Source organism: Pseudomonas sp. B2021, assembly GCF_018135665.1.
Classification (GTDB): domain Bacteria; phylum Pseudomonadota; class Gammaproteobacteria; order Pseudomonadales; family Pseudomonadaceae; genus Aquipseudomonas; species Aquipseudomonas lactis.
The window spans coordinates 4,455,576-4,474,066 of the sequence record NZ_SMOF01000001.1; the positions used below are offsets into that span (position 1 = coordinate 4,455,576).

At 60.6% G+C, this 18,491-nt stretch carries 16 protein-coding genes; 8 read left to right on the top strand and 8 right to left on the bottom strand.

Going from position 1 to position 18,491, the window contains the following annotated elements; translation table 11 throughout:
- Positions 1-24 precede the first annotated feature (24 nt).
- Together E1K68_RS19945 and E1K68_RS19950 are read left to right on the top strand one after the other, a co-directional pair.
- Positions 25-813: an SDR family oxidoreductase gene (locus E1K68_RS19945; protein ID WP_212614575.1), complete on the top strand. Its 789-nt coding sequence runs from the start codon at positions 25-27 to the stop codon at positions 811-813.
- Between the two features lie 61 nt (positions 814-874).
- Complete coding sequence (locus tag E1K68_RS19950; RefSeq protein WP_003193115.1) at positions 875-1,903, top strand: NADP-dependent oxidoreductase; 1,029 nt, start codon at positions 875-877, stop codon at positions 1,901-1,903.
- On the opposite strand, the gene E1K68_RS19955 is transcribed toward E1K68_RS19950, so the two are convergent.
- The 3 genes from E1K68_RS19955 to E1K68_RS19965 form a co-directional block, all read right to left on the bottom strand.
- On the bottom strand, positions 1,860-2,729 hold the full coding sequence (locus tag E1K68_RS19955; RefSeq protein ID WP_003193117.1) for a carboxylate/amino acid/amine transporter: 870 nt from the start codon (positions 2,727-2,729) through the stop codon (positions 1,860-1,862). The two genes, E1K68_RS19950 and E1K68_RS19955, sit on opposite strands and share 44 nt — an antisense overlap.
- 203 nt (positions 2,730-2,932) lie before the next feature.
- Positions 2,933-3,532 (bottom strand): FMN-dependent NADH-azoreductase, encoded by a 600-nt coding sequence (locus E1K68_RS19960; RefSeq protein WP_003193118.1) that lies wholly within the window; start codon positions 3,530-3,532, stop codon positions 2,933-2,935.
- Between the two features lie 151 nt (positions 3,533-3,683).
- Entirely contained in the window at positions 3,684-3,998 is a 315-nt protein-coding gene (locus tag E1K68_RS19965) for a 3-phosphoglycerate kinase (protein WP_212614576.1), read from the bottom strand.
- A 49-nt stretch (positions 3,999-4,047) separates the two neighbouring features.
- On the opposite strand from E1K68_RS19965, the gene E1K68_RS19970 reads away from it, so the two are divergent.
- The 5 genes from E1K68_RS19970 (at position 4,048) to aqpZ (ending at position 9,148) form a co-directional block, all read left to right on the top strand.
- Complete coding sequence (locus E1K68_RS19970) at positions 4,048-4,971, top strand: LysR family transcriptional regulator (protein ID WP_003193120.1); 924 nt, start codon at positions 4,048-4,050, stop codon at positions 4,969-4,971.
- 14 nt (positions 4,972-4,985) lie between these two features.
- A complete protein-coding gene (locus E1K68_RS19975) occupies positions 4,986-5,789 on the top strand; it encodes an alpha/beta hydrolase (protein ID WP_169856752.1) in 804 nt (267 codons plus the stop codon).
- Between the two features lie 3 nt (positions 5,790-5,792).
- The gene (locus E1K68_RS19980; RefSeq protein ID WP_212614577.1) at positions 5,793-6,356 is read left to right on the top strand and encodes a peptidylprolyl isomerase; all 564 of its coding nucleotides are present in this window, start codon (positions 5,793-5,795) and stop codon (positions 6,354-6,356) included.
- 82 nt (positions 6,357-6,438) lie between these two features.
- Positions 6,439-8,271 carry an ABC transporter ATP-binding protein gene (locus E1K68_RS19985; RefSeq protein WP_003193125.1) on the top strand — a complete coding sequence of 611 codons (1,833 nt, stop codon included), beginning with the start codon at positions 6,439-6,441 and terminating at the stop codon, positions 8,269-8,271.
- Positions 8,272-8,446: 175 nt separating this feature from the next.
- A complete protein-coding gene (gene aqpZ, locus E1K68_RS19990; protein WP_212614578.1) occupies positions 8,447-9,148 on the top strand; it encodes an aquaporin Z in 702 nt (233 codons plus the stop codon).
- A gap of 120 nt (positions 9,149-9,268) precedes the next feature.
- Here the strand turns inward: aqpZ and E1K68_RS19995 are convergent, their stop codons facing one another.
- The gene (locus tag E1K68_RS19995; RefSeq protein ID WP_034136154.1) at positions 9,269-10,402 is read right to left on the bottom strand and encodes a GNAT family N-acetyltransferase; all 1,134 of its coding nucleotides are present in this window, start codon (positions 10,400-10,402) and stop codon (positions 9,269-9,271) included.
- A 285-nt stretch (positions 10,403-10,687) separates the two neighbouring features.
- Between E1K68_RS19995 and E1K68_RS20000 the strand changes: the two genes are divergently transcribed.
- The gene (locus tag E1K68_RS20000; protein ID WP_003193136.1) at positions 10,688-12,010 is read left to right on the top strand and encodes a putative porin; all 1,323 of its coding nucleotides are present in this window, start codon (positions 10,688-10,690) and stop codon (positions 12,008-12,010) included.
- A 104-nt stretch (positions 12,011-12,114) separates the two neighbouring features.
- On the opposite strand, the gene E1K68_RS20005 is transcribed toward E1K68_RS20000, so the two are convergent.
- From E1K68_RS20005 to hrpA, 4 genes are all read right to left on the bottom strand, one after another.
- Complete coding sequence (locus E1K68_RS20005) at positions 12,115-12,351, bottom strand: zf-HC2 domain-containing protein (RefSeq protein WP_003193137.1); 237 nt, start codon at positions 12,349-12,351, stop codon at positions 12,115-12,117.
- A complete protein-coding gene (locus E1K68_RS20010) occupies positions 12,345-12,959 on the bottom strand; it encodes an RNA polymerase sigma factor (RefSeq protein ID WP_003193139.1) in 615 nt (204 codons plus the stop codon). Before E1K68_RS20010 ends, E1K68_RS20005 begins: the two co-directional genes overlap by 7 nt.
- Before the next feature lie 123 nt (positions 12,960-13,082).
- Positions 13,083-14,204 (bottom strand): beta-ketoacyl-ACP synthase III, encoded by a 1,122-nt coding sequence (locus tag E1K68_RS20015; protein ID WP_003193141.1) that lies wholly within the window; start codon positions 14,202-14,204, stop codon positions 13,083-13,085.
- A 314-nt stretch (positions 14,205-14,518) separates the two neighbouring features.
- Positions 14,519-18,430 carry an ATP-dependent RNA helicase HrpA gene (gene hrpA, locus E1K68_RS20020; RefSeq protein ID WP_057709752.1) on the bottom strand — a complete coding sequence of 1,304 codons (3,912 nt, stop codon included), beginning with the start codon at positions 18,428-18,430 and terminating at the stop codon, positions 14,519-14,521.
- Positions 18,431-18,491: the final 61 nt, after the last annotated feature.

Sequence of the window (18,491 nt, forward strand, 5' to 3'; positions counted from 1 at the left end):
CTCGCACTCACAGAGCATCACACCATGAGCACTTCCAACACCGTTCTGATCACTGGCGCTTCGACCGGCATTGGCGCCGCCTACGCCGAACGCTTTGCCGCACGCGGCCACGACCTCGTACTGGTCGCCCGTGACATCACGCGCCTGGAAGCGCTCGCCGCCAGGTTGCGTGAGCACCACGCCGCCAACGTTGATATCCTCCCGGCCGACCTGACCCAGAACGCTGACCTGGCCGCAGTTGAAGCGCGCCTGCGCGACGACGCCAGCATTGGCACCCTGGTCAACAATGCAGGCGCCGCGCAGTCCGGCAGTTTTATCGAACAGTCCACCGACAGCGTCGCGCAGTTGGTCACCCTCAACACCACCGCGCTGGTACGCCTGGCTAGTGCCATCGCGCCGCGCCTGGCGGCAGCCGGCAACGGCGCTATCATCAACATTGGCTCGGTAGTGGGCCTGGCCCCGGAATTCGGCATGACGGTGTACGGCGCGACCAAGGCGTTCGTGCTGTTCCTGTCCCAGGGCATGAGCCTGGAACTGGCGCCCAAAGGCGTATACGTGCAAGCCGTGCTGCCCGCCGCCACACGTACCGAGATCTGGGAACGTGCGGGCATTGATATCAACACCCTCACGGACGTGATGGAAGTGGGCGATCTGGTGGACGCGGCGTTGGTGGGCTTCGATCGCCGCGAGCCGGTGACCATTCCGCCGTTGCAGGACGGCGCCCGCTGGGATGCGTTGCAAGCTGCGCGACAAGGCCTGCTGACGCAGATCAAGCAGTCCCAGGTTGCCGAGCGTTATCTGGCCAACGCCTGATCAACCGGTAGCAGGCGTGCTCCGCGCCTGCCCTTCTCAGCCAAGCAACGAGCATTGAACCATGAAGGCATTTTCCATCGAACGGTACGGCAAACAGCCCGGCCGCCTCATCGAGGCCCCCGCGCCTATCGTGGGTGAGCACGACGTGCTGGTTCAGGTGCGAGCCAGCAGTGTCAATGTGCTGGATGCAAAGATCGCCAAAGGCGAATTCAAACTGGTCCTACCGTATGCGTTGCCGTTGACACTGGGCAATGACCTGGCCGGCGTGGTGCTCAGCGTCGGCGCTGCGGTACGACGCTTCAAGCCGGGGGACGAAGTCTACGCCCGCCCGCCTCAGCAGCGTATCGGCACCTTCGCCGAGTTGATTGCTGTGCACGAAGACGCACTGGCGCGCAAACCCGCGAATATCAACATGGAGCAAGCCGCCTCCCTGCCCCTGGTCGCGCTGACGGCGTGGCAGGTGCTGGTGGAAACCGCGAAGCTGAAGAAAGGCCAGAAGGTGTTCATTCATGCGGGCTCAGGCGGGGTGGGCAGTATCGCTATCCAGTTGGCCAAGCATTTGGGCGCCTTCGTTGCGACCACCACCAGCACCGCCAATGTGGAGTGGGTCAAGGCGTTAGGCGCGGATGTGGTGATCGACTATAAACAGCAAGCCTTCGAGGCCGTGCTGCGAGATTACGATGTGGTGCTCAACAGCCTAGGCGCGGATGCGCTGGCCAAGTCACTGAAGATTCTCAAGCCCGGCGGTCAACTCATCTCCATCTCCGGGCCGCCGACGCCCGCCTTCGCCCGTGCCCAGAAGCTGCCATGGGTATTGGGCCTGGTCATGGGCCTGTTGAGCAGCGGTATCCGCAGGAAAGCACGCAAGCAAGGCGTGAGCTATGACTTTGTGTTCATGCGTGCCAGCGGCGCCCAACTGGATGAAATCACCGCGCTGGTCGAGTCCGGGATTATCCGGCCGGTCATCGACCGTACCTTTCCTTTCGAATCCACAGCTGCGGCCCTGGACTATGTCGAACAAGGCCGCGCCAAAGGCAAGGTGGTGATCACAATGGCGACGGCACCGCCCGACGCACACCCAGCCGGCTGATCCACACCGCCCCCAGAATCACCAGACCGCCCAGGGCCAAACGGCCCAGCGGTTCGTGCTGGTTCCAGATCAACAGGTTCAGCAACAGCCCCACCGGCACATGCAGGTTGTTCATCACCGCCAGGGTGCCGCCATTGACCAGGCAGGCGCCCTTGTTCCACCAGTACATGCCCAGCGCGGTGCTGACCAACCCGAGGAACACCAGCACACCCCATTGCAGCGGCGCTTGCGGCAGGAAGTCAGCTTTGCCGAACAGCAGGAACGCCGGCAACACCACCAACAAGGCGCCCAGGTAGAAATAACCGAAACGCCGAAAGTGCGGCTGGTCACTGGGATAACGCGCCACCAGGTGCTTGTACATGACTTGCCCGGCGGCGTAGGTGAAGTTGGCCAATTGCAGCAGCAAGAAGCCCATCAAAAAGTGCGGGGTGATCTGATCGAAACGAATCACCGCCGCACCACCCACCGCCACCAAGGCCGCCACCAGCGCCCAGGGATTGAAGCGGCGATTAAGCGCGTCCTCGATCAGCGTCACATGCAGCGGTGTGAGGATGGTGAACAGCAGCACTTCCGGCACCGTGAGCACACGAAAGCTCAGGTACAGGCAGACGTAGGTCACGCCGAACTGCAATGCGCCGATCACCAACATGCCGCGCATGAACGCGGGCTCCACCGAGCGCCAGCGCGTCAAAGGAATAAAGATCAGCCCGGCCAGCACCACGCGCACCAGCACGGCAAAGTAGCTGTCGACGTGACCGGCGAGGTATTCGCCGATCAAGCTGAAGGAAAATGCCTGAATCAGGGTGACAACCAGTAGATAGCCCATGCGCGCCTCGTTTCGAATGGGCGCGACAGTAAAGCTTTTTGGGTTTTGAGGAAACTCGGCGCAAAAAAAACCCGACCTCGCTAAAGCGGCAGTCGGGCAGGAGCACTCAGGAGCAAAAAGTGCAAAGGGAGGTTCGATACGCGTACTTGAAGGGTTTGCGTGGGGCTATATAAGCAGCACGGGATTATCTGACGATTAACGCCTCAGGCCACCTGGGCCAGCAGTGCCTTGGCGTGATTGACGCCCTTCTCCTGGAAGTCGCCGCCCAGGTTGACGCCTTCGGCGTGAATGAAGGTAACGTCATGAATGCCGATAAATGCCATGACCTGGCGCAGGTACGGTTCCTGATGATCCGAGGTGGCGCCGGTGTGGATACCACCGCGTGCGGTAAGCACGATAGCGCGCTTGCCGGTCAACAGCCCCTGAGGCCCGGTGGCGGTGTATTTGAAGGTCACACCGGCCCGCAACACGTGATCCAGCCAGGCTTTAAGGGTGCTCGGAATGGCGAAGTTGTACATCGGCGCGCCCATCACCAACACGTCGGCGGCCAGCAATTCGTCAGTCAACTCGTTGGAGCGGTCCAGGGATACCTGTTCGTCGTCGTTACGCTGCTCCGCAGGCTTCATCCAGCCACCCAGCAGGTTGGCATCCAGGTGGGGGACCGGATTGAGCGCAACGTCGCGCACGGTGATGTGGTCTGCCGGATGGGCGACTTGCCATTGGCTGATGAACTGTTGGGTGAGCTGGCGGGAAATGGAATCCTGCTGGCGCGCACTGCTTTCGATGATCAGAACATTGGACATGGCTTCGTAGGCTCCATCGGTAATTGCTGTAAGTCGATGGAGAGAAGGTTAGCCAGGGCCCATTCGATAAAAAAGCGCAAAAAACTGCTACAACCCATCTAGAAATTTGTTTATATGCGGAGTATTCCTGTGGGCATGCTCCGCTGTTGCTTTATTTTGGCGCGCAGTCCAAGGCAATGCGCATCTTGATGATGGAGCGATTGAACTTGACCGTGGTGTTAGTGCTTTTGCCAGCAGGCACGGTCACGGTACGACGGCGTGGCGATTCCGGGCCATTGGTGAAGATTACCGAACACACAGCATCCCGGGTGCCGTAGTTGCTTAGCTGAATCGAACTGATGTCTGCGTCCACATCGGACGCGGTGTAATCAATGCTGACGCCATCGATCTTTTTCGTCACGTCGATAGGATAGGCAAACGCGCTCATCGGCAGCAGCGCCAGCAACACACAACACAATTTTCTCATTCGGCAGTCTCCAATAAGGACCGCCAGCTTAGGACAAGAGGAGCTCATCTTGAAAGCGCCCCGCGTTACCCTCGATCAATGGCGCACCTTGCAAGCCGTGGTCGACCATGGCGGCTTTGCCCAAGCCGCCGAAGCGCTGCACCGTTCGCAATCTTCGGTGAGCTACACCGTGGCGCGCATGCAGGACCAACTCGGCGTCCCGCTGCTGCGCATCGACGGGCGCAAGGCGGTGCTGACCGAGGCCGGTGAGGTGCTGCTGCGCCGCTCCCGCCAACTGGTGAAAAACGCCAGCCAGCTGGAAGACCTCGCCCATCACATGGAACAGGGCTGGGAAGCCGAAGTGCGCCTGGTGGTGGATGCCGCCTACCCCAGCGCACGTCTCGTTCGCGCATTAACCGCCTTTATGCCGCAAAGCCGTGGCTGCCGGGTGCGCCTGCGCGAAGAGGTGCTGTCCGGCGTCGAAGAGTTGCTGCTCGACGGCATGGCGGACCTGGCCATTTGCGGGTTTATCATCCCCGGCTACCTGGGCACGGAAATGAGCGATGTGGAGTTCGTCGCCGTGGCTCACCCCGATCACTCGCTGCATCGCCTCAACCGTGAGCTGAGTTTCCATGACCTGGAGAGCCAGATGCAGGTGGTGATCCGCGACTCCGGCCGCCAGCAACCGCGCGACGTCGGCTGGCTCGGCGCCGAACAGCGCTGGACCGTCGGCAGCCTCGCTACCGCCGCCACCTTCGTCGGCAGCGGCCTGGGCTTTGCCTGGCTGCCCCGGCACATGATCGAGCGCGAACTCAAGGAAGGCGTGCTCAAGCAGCTTCCCCTGGAAAAAGGCGGCAGTCGCAACCCGACGTTTTACCTGTACTCCAACAAAGACAAACCCTTGGGGCCCGCCACGCAGATCCTTGTGGAATTGCTGCGCACCTTTGACACCGCTCCCTTGGACGCGCCCTTTGCCGCCCCCCAACAAGCCTGAAACGGAGTTCACCCATGGCCTGGTTCGACCATGAAGGCTGCAGCCTGCATTACGAAGAGTATGGCCATGGCAACCCGCTGGTCCTGATCCACGGCCTGGGCTCCAGCAGCCAGGATTGGGAACTGCAAGTACCGGTACTCGCCCGACACTACCGCCTGATCGTAGTTGACGTGCGCGGCCATGGTCGCTCGGACAAACCCCGGGAGCGCTACAGCATCAAGGGGTTTACCTTCGACCTGATCGCCCTGATCGAACACCTCGACCTGCCAGCGGCCCACGTGGTGGGTTTATCCATGGGCGGCATGATCGCCTTCCAACTGGCAGTGGATGAACCCCTGCGGGTCAAGAGCCTGTGCATCGTCAACAGCGCGCCTGAGGTCAAGGTGCGCAGTGCCGATGACTATTGGCAGTGGGCCAAACGCTGGACCCTGGCCCGCGTGCTCAGCCTGGGCACCATCGGCAAGGCCCTGGGCGATCGGCTGTTCCCCAAACCTGAGCAGGCCGACCTGCGCCGCAAGATGGCCGAACGCTGGGCAAGAAACGACAAACGTGCTTATCTCGCCAGCTTCGACGCCATTGTAGGCTGGGGCGTACAGGAACAACTGTCGAGAATTACCTGTCCAACCCTGGTCATCAGCGCCGACCATGACTACACCCCCGTGGCGCAGAAAGAAATCTATGTAAAACTGCTGCCCGATGCGCGACTGGTGGTCATCGAAGATTCCCGCCATGCCACGCCCTTGGACCAACCCGAGGTCTTTAACGCGACCTTGCTCGATTTTCTAAAGACCGTCGAAACCACTACCCAGGATCACTGACCCATGCTGAAAAAAATCGCCTTCTTTGCCGGTTCCGCCTTGTTCGCTGCCAACCTGATGGCAGCTGAGCCGGCCAAGGCGCCACATGTTTTGCTCGACACCACCAACGGCCAGATTGAAATCGAACTGGACCCGGTCAAGGCGCCGATCAGCACCAAGAACTTCCTGGCCTATGTCGACAAGGGCTTCTACACCAATACGATCTTTCACCGCGTGATCCCGGGCTTCATGGTCCAGGGTGGCGGGTTCACCCAGCAAATGTCACAAAAGCCGACCGAAGCACCGATCAAGAACGAAGCCAGCAATCGCCTGCATAACGTGCGTGGCACCTTGTCCATGGCTCGCACCAATGACCCGAACTCGGCCACCAGCCAATTCTTCATCAACGTGGCTGACAATGCCTTCCTCGACCCGGGCCGCGATGCCGGTTATGCCGTGTTCGCCAAAGTGGTCAAGGGCATGGACGTGGTCGACATCATCGTCAACTCCCAGACCACCACCAAGCAAGGCATGCAGAACGTGCCCATCGATCCTGTGATCATCAAGTCGGCCAAGCGCATCGACTGAGGTCTGCAGGCAGCTTTGCGCGGTGCCCACACGGCACCGTGCACCTTTGAAAGGAGAGCCCGCCCGGCGGGCGTCAAACCTAATGCTCTATCGTCGTTTTGAACAGCTGATCGATATTTTCCGCGACGCCCCCAGCGCGGCCCCTCCCGAAAAAGTCCTGCCCTTCTATCTCTATTACCTGCGCCAGGTGTGGCCGTGCTTTGCCGCGCTGTTGGTGGTGGGGCTGGTGGGCGCCCTGATCGAAGTGGCGTTGTTCAGCTACTTGAGCCGCATCATCGACCTGGCCCAGGGCACGCCACCGGCGAACTTCTTCCAGATCCACAGCGCCGAGCTGATCTGGATGGCCGTGGTCGCCCTGTTGTTGCGCCCGCTCTTCAACGGCCTGCATGACTTGCTGGTGCACCAGACCATCAACCCCGGCATGACCAGCCTGATTCGCTGGCAAAACCACAGCTACGTGCTCAAACAGAGCCTGAATTTCTTCCAGAACGATTTCGCCGGGCGCATCGCCCAGCGGATCATGCAAACTGGCAACTCCTTGCGTGACTCGGCGGTGGCGACCGCAGAGGCTATCTGGCACGTGTCGATCTACGCCATCAGTGCCCTGGTGTTGTTTGCCGAGGCCGACTGGCGGTTGATGATTCCGCTGATCACTTGGATCGTTTGCTACAGCCTGGCCCTGCGTTATTTCGTACCTCGCGTGAAAGAACGCTCAGTGGTCTCCTCGGAGGCGCGCTCCAAGTTGATGGGCCGAATTGTCGACGGCTATACCAATATCACCACTTTGAAGCTGTTCGCCCATACGCAGAATGAACAGGAATACGCCAAGCAAGCGATCATCGAGCAGACCGAAAAAACCCAACTGGCCGCCCGCGTACTCACCAGCATGGACACCGTGATCTGTATTCTGAACGGCCTGCTGATTGTCACCACTACTGGCCTGGCCCTGTGGCTGTGGACGCAGTCGCTGATTTCCGTGGGCGCAATTGCCCTGGCCACCGGCCTGGTGATCCGCATCGTCAACATGTCCGGCTGGATCATGTGGGTGGTCAACGGCATCTTCGAAAACATCGGTATCGTGCAGGACGGCCTGAAAACCATCGCCCAGCCACTGGCCGTGGTCGATCGTGAAAACGCTCCGCGACTGACGGTGCCCCACGGCCAGGTACGCTTTGAGCAAGTGGACTTCCACTACGGCAAGAAGAGCGGAATCATTGGCGGCCTCAACCTTGAGATCAAGGCCGGGGAAAAAATCGGCTTGATCGGCCCGTCCGGCGCGGGCAAGTCGACGCTGGTCAACCTGCTGCTGCGCCTTTACGACCTGCAGGGCGGGCGCATCCTCATCGACGGCCAGGACATCGCCGAAGTGGCCCAGGAAAGCCTGCGCGCACAGATCGGCATGATCACCCAAGACACCTCGTTGCTGCACCGCTCGATCCGCGACAACCTGCTGTATGGCAAGCCCGACGCGACTGACGAAGAACTGTGGGCGGCGGTGCACAAGGCCCGCGCCGATGAGTTCATCCCGCTGCTGTCGGACTCCGAGGGCCGCACCGGGCTGGATGCCCATGTGGGTGAGCGCGGGGTGAAACTCTCCGGCGGGCAACGTCAGCGTATCGCTATCGCCCGCGTGCTGCTCAAGGACGCGCCGATCCTGATCATGGACGAAGCCACCTCTGCGCTGGACTCGGAAGTGGAAGCGGCGATCCAGGAGAGCCTGGAAACCCTGATGCAGGGCAAGACGGTGATTGCGATCGCACACCGGTTGTCGACCATCGCACGCATGGACCGCCTGGTGGTGCTGGAAAAAGGCCAGATCGCCGAAAGCGGCAGCCATTCCGAGTTGCTGGCATACGGCGGGCTTTATTCGCGGTTATGGCAGCATCAAACCGGGGGATTTGTCGGTATAGACTGATTTTGTTGGGTAAACCGCCGTTCAATTCCGAACAATTCTGACAGCTTTCTCTATCTGCCTGGTCTTGCGACACAATCCTGCTGTACTGCAATCAGGCCCCAGGAGGGCCCTGATTTAAGGCGGCAGGGAAGCCACACAGACCGTTAATCAGATAGAGCAATCTAAGGAAGTGTTCATGTCACTGTTCAAACGTTCCGTAACGGAAGGACTGGGTACGTTTTGGCTGGTGTTGGGTGGCTGCGGGAGTGCGGTGTTGGCCGCAGCGTTCCCCCATGTAGGCATCGGCCTGCTCGGTGTGTCACTGGCTTTCGGGCTCACGGTACTGACCATGGCGTTTGCCATCGGGCATATCAGCGGCTGCCACCTTAACCCGGCCGTCTCGGTGGGGCTGGTGGTCGGCGGCAGGTTCCCGGCCAAGGAGTTGCCAGCCTACATCGTGTCGCAAGTGATCGGAGGCGCCATCGCCGCCGCACTGCTGTACTTCATCGCCAGCGGCAAGCCTGGGTTCGAACTGGCCTCCGGGCTGGCAAGCAATGGCTATGGCGAGCATTCGCCCGGTGGTTATTCCATGGCGGCAGGCTTTGTTTGTGAGCTGGTGATGACCGCGATGTTCGTGCTGATCATCCTTGGCGCCACCGACCGTCGAGCCCCGGCAGGCTTCGCGCCCATCGCCATTGGCCTGGGGCTGACGCTGATCCATCTGATCTCCATCCCGGTGACCAACACCTCGGTCAACCCGGCCCGAAGCACGGGGCCTGCGTTGATTGTCGGCGGCTGGGCGCTGCAGCAGTTGTGGCTGTTCTGGCTCGCGCCGATCCTCGGCGCGGTGATCGGCGGCAATACCTACCGATGGTTGGGTGCAGAAAAAACAGCTTGACCCACTCCCTGCAGGGGCGAGCTTGCTCGCGAAAAACGCCAACGATGACGCGGTGCTTAAAGCTGTAATCCCGCGTCGTCTGCACGTTCTTCGCGAGCAAGCTCGCTCCTACAAGGTGTTTTACGTTCCGTCAGAGTGCCGATAAGGCAAAGCCGCCCTCGCCTCTTCGGCATACGCCAGAACCCCCACCCGTTCGCGCTCAAGAAAATCCTCCACAGCGTTCTTCAACCCCGGGTGGCGCAGGTAGTGCCATGAGCGCGTAATCACCGGTTCAAACCCGCGAATCAATTTGTGCTCCCCCTGGGCACCGGCATCGAAGCGTTGCAGGCCGTGGGCGATGGCGTAGTCCATGCCCTGGTAGAAGCAGGTTTCGAAATGCAGGCGGTCGAATTCCGCCAGGCAACCCCAGTAGCGGCCATAGAAGCTGTCGCCACCAAGCAGGCTGAAGGCCATGGCCACCGGGCGCGTGCCTTGTTTGGCCAAGACTACGCGGATGGCTGCGGGCATGCGTTCAGCCAGCAGGCTGAAAAACGCGCGGGTCAGGTAGGGCGATTGCCGGCGCACCGCGTAGGTGTTGGCATAGCAGGCATAGACAAAGTCCCATTGCGCTTCGCTCAGCTCATGGCCTTGCAGCCACTCGAACTCGATACCCTGCCCTGCCACTTGTTCGCGCTCTTTGCGCATCTGTTTACGCTTGCGTGAACTCAGGGCGTCGAGGAAATCCTGGAAGTCGCGGTAGCCTCGGTTCTGCCAATGAAACTGACAACCCAGGCGTTGCAACCAGCCGGGGTGTTGAGCCATGGCTTCATCGGCCAGGGCATCGGTAAAGTTGATATGGGCGCTCGACAGGCCTTCGATCTCCAGATACCCCGGCAGGCTATTGAGCAATTCGAAAGCGTCTGCGGCACTGGCAGCCAACACACGCGGCCCACCGACCGGGCTGAACGGCACGGCCGTCAGCAACTTGGGGTAATAGTCGATGCCGGCGCGCTCGCAGGCATCGGCCCAGCCGTGATCGAACACGTACTCGCCATACGAATGCCATTTGCGATAACCCGGCAATGCCGCCATCAACCGGTCGCCTTCCCAGTGCAGCAAATGCTCCGTCTGCCAGCCCGAATGCGGGCCGACGCTGGCACTGTCTTCCAGCGCGCTCAGAAACCCATGCTGCATAAACGGCTGGGCCTGTGGCATCAGGGCATCCCACGTGTGCGCAGCGATATCGGACAGGCTGTCCAGGCGTTGCAGCGGCATCGGCATCCTCATTGTTTCTTGGCATGAAAACCTGGCGAGTATCGCTGATCACAGCCGCACACACACCCAGAAAACACGCGGACAGACGTCAAAACCCTTAGTTCCGTAGCGCAACGATTTGTCATCTAGATGAAATCACTTAGCCACTACTCCGTCATAAACGGTCGCGATACTGACGCCAGTTTTTAGAGCGTCCGGGTCTACCGGGCGACATTTTTTCCGTCCGTCATGGGTCGGTTGTGTTCTGGAGGGTGTTGCCCTCCCTCCTCACTTTCGGAGATTGATATGCGTCTTGCTTCCACTAAAACTGCGGCGGTCCTGTGTGGCGGCCTGTTGCTGGCACTGAGCGTTCCGGCCAGCGCTGCAGTCGACGCTAAATTGCTCGACATGCTCAAGGCCAACGGCCAGATCACCGCGGCGCAGTACACCGAACTGCAAATGGAACTGGCCAGGGATCAGAAAGAACAACAGATCGCCCGCCAGGCTCAACAAGAGACCAACGAGCAGATCGCGGCCACTGCGAAAAAAACCAACGAGCTGAGCAGCTTCGACCAGAAATTGGCTTGGGCAGCCAAGACCCAGTTCAAGGGTGATGTGCGCTTCCGTCAGGAAACCATCAAGATCGACGGCGAGCCCAACAACGGTGGGCGTGACAAGGACCGTCAACGTATCCGTGCGCGCCTGGGTGCCTACACCGAAATCAACCCGCAAGTGGACACCGGTATCCGTATCGCCACCGGCGGCGGCGACGATGCACGTTCCACTAACCAGGACCAAGATGGTTACTTCGATAAGAAATCGATCTGGCTGGACCTCGGCTACATCGACTACCACCCGGACCAGATCAAGAACCTGCACGTGATCGGCGGCAAGATGCTGCAACCGTGGGTGAACATGGGCGACGTGATCTGGGATAGCGACATCAACCCTGAAGGCCTGGCCGTCACCTACAAATACCCGCTGGGGAGCAGCGCAGAACTGTTCGGCAGCCTGGGTAACTACAACCTCAAGGACAACGTGGACGGTGACGGCGTGCAATTTCGCCATGACCTGCGCCTGACGTCCGGCCAGTTGGGTACGCGTTTCTCGGTCACCGACAACCTGAAAATGACCTTGGGCGGCAGCATCTACGCCTACAAGAATGACGAAGACAGCCGTTGCACAACCACCACCACGCCTTGCGCATTGGCGGTCAACGGCAACTCGGCCAACAACGAATTCCGCTTGTACGAAGGCTTTGCGCAAGCAGACATCGGTGGCCTGGCTGTGCCGCTGTCGTTCTACGGCCAGTACGTGAAAAACAACGATGCGGTGACCGACCAGGACACCGCCTGGTTGCTGGGTGCCAAGTCCAAGGTGTTCGGTTTGAACCTGGACTACAACTACCGCGACGTTCAACGTAATGCCGTCGTAGGCGCCTTCACCGATTCGGACTTCGCCAACGGCACCACCGGTTCGCGCGGTCACAAGATGAAAGTCAGCTACGACATCGACAAGAACTTCGCCATCGGCGCCACCTACTTCCTGACCAAGGCTGACTTTGCCAGCCGGACCCAGCGGGATGCCGACACCAACACCTTGCAACTGGATGCTGAAGCCAAGTTCTAATGCTTAACTTGTAGGAGCGAGCTTGCTCGCGAAGAACCCACAGGCAACGCGGTTCTCCAGGATACCCGCGTTATCGTTGACGTTCTTCGCGAGCAAGCTCGCTCCTACATGATGTCTTTACGCCGCTCGGCCGCCAGTTGTTCAGCCAGCGCATCCACACCCTCCACCGGCTCCTGCGGCATACGCTTGAGCGTCGCCTGCATCAGGCGCATCTGACGGATAAAGCGCCGGCAGTTCGGGCAAAACATCAAGTGATGACGCACCATAAGACGCTCCCGAAAGGTCAATTGCCCATCGAGATAGTCACTGGAACGCGCTACTTGCTCTTTACAGGTCAACATTCGCCCGTTTCCTCAAAATGCTCCACCGTGGCGAAGACTTTAAGCCGTGCTCGATGCAACAGCACACGGACGTTGGAGAGTGAAAGGGTGAGAAGATTACAGATCTCTTCCAGCTCCAGGCCCTGGCGTTCACGCAACACCAGCACACTGCTTTGTAATTCGGACAAGCTCAGAATCGTATGCTCCAGGCATTGGCGCAATTCATCTTCGGTCAGCAGCGCTTCCGGGGTGTCCTGGTGCCAGGCATACGGGGCGACAGCCCAATGGCCATCATCGGGGCTGAAGCGGTCATCGCCGATAGTGCCGTGGGGTGAGGGCAAGTCGTCGAGCAGCACTTCCCGACGATTTTGTTTGTAACGACTCTTTGCGGAGTTGGCAGTAATGGTTAATAACCACGTCTTGAGGCTGGATCGCCCTTCGAACTTGGCCAGGTTGCGCACCACCGAGAGCCAGGCATCTTGCACCACCTCATCGGCATGGCGCTGGCCGACGATGGCATAGGCCACTGCCCGCATTGCACTCTGGTAGGTGTTGACCAATTCCTTATAAGCCTGCTGCTCACCCTTGAGCAGGCGTTCAAGCAGGTGCGTGTCGTCCGCTGCTGCCATTCAAACCTCGATCTAAAAGTGCACACCCGACCCTGTGGGAGCTGGCTTGCCTGCGATGCAGACACCTCGGTGTATCAGGCACACCACTGTGATGCCATCGCAGGCAAGCCAGCTCCCACATACTCAGCGTTTGCGCAGGATCACACTGCCAATCGAATACCCGGCGCCAAAGGAGCTGAGTACGGCAACCGCGCCCTTGGGCAGGTCATCCTGATAAGTGTGAAACGCAATCACCGAGCCGGCCGAGCTGGTATTGGCGTAAGTATCGAGGATCACCGGCGCTTCTTCCACCGACGCGTCGCGCCCCAGCAGCTTCTTGACGATCAGGTGATTCATGCTCAGGTTGGCCTGGTGCAGCCAGAAACGCTTCACATCGGTCACACTCAGCTGGTTTTCTGCCAAGTGCTCGCCGATCAATTCGGCCACCATCGGGCAGACATCACGGAACACCTTGCGGCCTTCCTGCACGAACAGCTTGTCGGGAGCGCCGATGCCCTCTTCCGCGGTGCGGTTGAGGAAGCCGAAGTTGTTGCGGATGTTGTTGGAGAACTTGGTCAGCAGCTTGGTGCTCACCACGTCGAACTGATGTTCGGACGTCGCCAGGTCAGCACGCTCCAGAATCACCGCCGTGGCGGCATCACCGAAGATGAAGTGGCTGTCACGGTCACGGAAGTTCAGGTGGCCGGTGCAGACTTCCGGGTTGACCATCAGGATCGCCCGGGCCTGGCCCAACTGGATGCTGTTGGCCGCGTTCTGGATGCCGAAGGTGGCCGAGGAACACGCCACGTTCATGTCGAAACCGAAACCCTGGATACCCAAGGCTTCCTGGACTTCAATGGCGATCGCCGGGTAGGCGCGTTGCAGGTTGGAGCAGGCGACAATCACGCCGTCGATATCGGCGGCGGTCTTGCCGGCGCGCTGCAGGGCTTGTTCGGCGGCACCGATGGCCATCTGGCAAAGCACCGACCATTCGTCGTTGCTGCGCTCGGGCAGGCGTGGAGCCATGCGCTGCGGATCGAGGATGCCGTCCTTGTCCATCACAAAACGGCTCTTGATGCCGGATGCCTTTTCGATGAATGCCGCGCTCGACTCGGTCAGCGCCTGCACATCGCCACGTTCGATAGCGGCGGCGTTGTCGGCGTTGAACTGTTGTACGTAGGCATTGAAAGACTGCACCAGCTCTTCGTTGGAAATGCTGTTGGCCGGGGTGTACAGGCCAGTGCCGCTGATGACGACGTTATGCACGGTCGTTCCTCTAAATCTGTCAGGCAGAAGATATTGGTACCGTCGTACCAAACTTAAAGTGGTTTGATGTCATCCAGCGGGCATCAAACTGGCAATGCTTTTATTCACTCTTGTAACCGCGAAGTTTGCCACAACCCTGGGGATTTGGCGCTATAGGCCAGACAAACATCCCATTGTGGGATGGGGCTTGCCCTAATGCCTGTAGGAGCGCGCTTGCTCGCGAAGAACCCACAGGCAACGCGCTTATCCAGGATACCCGCGTTATCGTTGACGTTTTTCGCGAGCGAGCTCGCTCCTACAGGTGGGCCAGGGGTTCAGGGCTCTACCTGGCTCCATTGCTTGCTCAGGCGCTTATCGGAAATCGGTACCTTGGTGCCCAACTGCTGGGCAAACAGCGACACCCGGTACTCCTCCAGCCACCAGCGGTACAGCTCCAGTTGCGGGTCGCGCTTGCCTTCCTGGGTGTGTTTGTTCAGGCGGTTCTGGTACTGCGCCCACAAACCGCCTAACTCGCTGCTCCACACACGGTCCTTTTGCACCTGGCTCGGCAGTTTTTCCAGGCGCAGCTCGATGGCCTTGAGAAAACGCGGCAGTTCCTTGAACCACTGGGCCGGGGTTTCCCGTACAAAGCCTGGGTACACCAGGTTGCTCAGTTGCTGCTTGATATCGTTCAAGGCCACGGCCTGGGCCAGGTCGATCTTGCCCTTGAAGCGCTTTTGCAGGCCGTGCCAGAGCTTCAGCACCTCCAGGGTCAGGCGCGCGAGGCGCTCGGCGTGCTCGGTCCAACTGCCGCGCTTGCGTTCAGCCAAGGCTGCCAGGCCAGCGCCATCGCGTGGCAGGCTATCTTCGCCTTCAAGTACACAGGTATCGAGGCTGGCCAGCAGGATGTCTTCGACCAGCGCGTCGATACGCCCCAGTTCACGGTACATGAGGCCCAACTCGGTCAAGCCCGGCAATTTGCCGCGCAGGAATTTCGCCGGTTCCGCCAATTGCTGCATCAGCAGGCGCTGCAAGGCGCGACGGTGCTGGAACTCGGCTTCGGCGGCAGTCGAGAAGCGCCCCTCCTTGACCGCGCCGTTCTCTTCCACCAGGGCCGGGTACACCGTCATCGACAGGCCGGCGATGTTTTGCTGGGTCTTTTGCGCCACCGCCGCAAACACCTTGGCCTCTACCGGTTGCTGGCTTTTCGCGGTTTGCGGCACGGCCAAGGCGGCCTGGCTGGCTTCGGCGAACCGTGCGGTCAGCTCGGCCAGGTCGCGGCCTTCGCCGAGGAACTTGCCCTGGCCGTCGACCACTTCCAGGTTCATCTTCAGGTGGTTTTCCACCTGCTGCGCCGCCTCGGCCCACGCCTCATCGCTGACCCGCGCACCGGTCATGCGCAGCAATTCACGCCCCAGCGCCTGGGGCAACGAGCCCTGGCCGAATTCGATGCGTTGCAGCGCGGCCTTGACGAAGTCCGGCACCGGCACGAAGTTTTTGCGCAGCGCCTTGGGCAAGTTGCGCACCAGGGCGATGCACTTGGCTTCGATCAACCCCGGCACCAGCCACTCCAGGCGCTCGGCTGGCAACGCCGGCAACAACGGCGCCGGCACCCGCAGGGTCACGCCGTCACGGGGGTGGTTGGGTTCGAAGTGGTAACTCAAGGCCAGGGCCAGGTCGCCCAAGTGCAAGGTGTCCGGGTAATGCGCGGCGGTGACTTCACTGGCCTCGCGGGCCAGTACGTCCTCTTCGCGCATGATCAGCAGTTGCGGGTCTTTCTGGCTGTTGACCTTGTACCAACTGTCAAAGGTGGCGGTCTGGTGAATCTCTGCGGGCAAGCGCGCATCGTAGAAGGCGTACAGGGTTTCTTCGTCGGCCAGGATGTCGCGACGGCGAGCCTTGGCTTCCAGCTCATCGAGTTGCTCCAGCAGTTTCTGGTTGGCCGTCAGGCACTTGGCACGGGACTGAATCTCGCCACGTACCAGGCCTTCACGGATAAACAGCTCGCGGGACGCCACCGGGTCAATCGGCCCGTAATGCACCGGCCGGCGCCCGACCACGATCAGCCCGAACAGGGTGATCTGCTCAAACGCCACCACCTGGCCGCGCTTCTTCTCCCAATGGGGTTCGAAGTGGTTTTTCTTGATCAAGTGCCCGGCCAGCGGTTCGATCCAATCGGCATCGATTTTCGCCACCATGCGTGCATAGAGCTTGGTGGTTTCCACCAGTTCGGCGGTCATCAGCCACTGCGGGCGCTTCTTGCCGATGCCCGAAGACGGGTGAATCCAGAAGCGTCGCTGCCGCGCCCCGAGGTAGTCGCCGTCTTCGGTCTTCTGGCCGATCTGGCTGAGCAGGCCGGACAACACGGCTTTATGCAGCTTCGGATAGTCGGCGGGCTCTTTGTTGAGGCTCAGCTGCATGTCGCGGCAGATCAGGCTCAACTGGCGATGGGAATCACGCCACTCGCGCAGGCGCAAGTAGTTGAGGAAGTTTTTGCGGCACCAGTTGCGCAACGGGCTGGCGGTCAGTTCCTGGCGCTGCTCCTCGAAACCGCGCCACAGGTTGACCAACCCGGCGAAGTCCGAATCCGGGTCTTTCCACTGTGCGTGGGCTTGGTCGGCCGCTTGTTGACGCTCCGGCGGCCGCTCGCGTGGGTCCTGGATCGACATGGCGCTGGCGACGATCAGCACTTCCTGCAAACTGCCGAGCTTGGCCGCTTCCAGCAACATGCGACCCATGCGCGGGTCCACCGGCAAGCGGGCGAGCTGGCGGCCCAGCGGTGTGAGCTGGCTGTTGCGGTCCACCGCCGAGAGTTCTTGCAGCAGGTTGAAACCGTCGCTGATGGCCTTGCCATCCGGCGGTTCGATAAACGGGAAATCGGTGATCTCGCCCAGGCGCAGGTGCAGCATCTGCAGGATCACGGCGGCCAGGTTGGTACGCAGGATCTCCGGGTCGGTGAATTCCGGGCGCGCGATAAAATCTTCTTCGCTGTACAAGCGCACGCAAATGCCCGGCTCAACCCGGCCGCAACGGCCTTTACGCTGGTTGGCGCTGGCCTGGGAAATCGCCTCGATAGGCAAACGCTGCACCTTGGCGCGGTAGCTGTAGCGGCTGATGCGCGCCGTGCCGCTGTCGATTACATAGCGAATGCCCGGCACGGTCAGCGAGGTTTCCGCGACGTTGGTCGCCAGTACCACGCGCCGGCCCGGGTGGGACTGGAAAATGCGCTGCTGCTCGGCCGGCGACAGCCGTGCGTACAACGGCAAAATCTCGGTGTGTTTGAGCTGGGCCTTGCGCAGCATATCGGCCGCGTCACGAATCTCGCGCTCGCCGGGCAAAAACACCAGCACGTCGCCAGGGCTGCGGCGTTCGCTGCGTTCATAGGCGGCGATTTCATCGAGGGTAGCAAGGATCGCCTGGTCGACAGTCAGGTCGTCCTCGACGCGGTTGCCCTCCTCGTCCTGTTCCAGGGTGAGCGGGCGGTACCAAGTGTCCACCGGGAAGGTACGGCCCGACACCTCGACAATCGGCGCATCGTCAAAATGCTTGGAAAAGCGCTCCAGGTCGATGGTGGCCGAGGTGATGATGACTTTCAGGTCGGGGCGACGCGGCAACAGGGTCTTGAGGTAGCCGAGCAGGAAGTCGATGTTCAGGCTGCGTTCGTGGGCTTCGTCGACGATGATCGTGTCGTAGCGTTCCAGGTAGCGGTCGTTCTGGGTTTCGGCCAGCAGGATGCCGTCGGTCATCAGCTTGATCAGGGTGTTGGCATCGCTCTGGTCTTCAAAGCGCACTTGATAGCCGACCAACGCGCCCAGCGGCGTGGCCAGTTCTTCAGCGACGCGGCTGGCGACACTGCGCGCGGCGATCCGACGCGGCTGGGTATGGCCGATCAGGCCGAACTGGCCGCGACCGATTTCCAGGCAGATTTTTGGCAACTGCGTGGTTTTACCCGAGCCGGTCTCACCAGCGATGATCAGCACCTGGTGTTTGTTCAGCGCGTCCTTGATCTCATCGCGCTTGGCGGCAATCGGCAGGCTGTCGTCATAGCGAATCACCGGCAGGCTGGCGCGCCGCGCCGTGACCTGGGCACAGGATGCCTGCATGCGCGCCACCCACTGCGCCAGCTTCTCCTCGTCGGGCTTCTTGCGCAGCTCAAGCAACTGGCGCCGCAAGCGGTGGCGGTCGGCGAGCATGGCGTGATCGAGGGTTTTGAGCAGTTGGTCGAGGGTGGGTGCTTGGTCTGTCATCAGCTAGTTCGACGGTCATCTATTTATGCACGGCCGGCAAGTGTGGCAGAAAAGCAGCCGA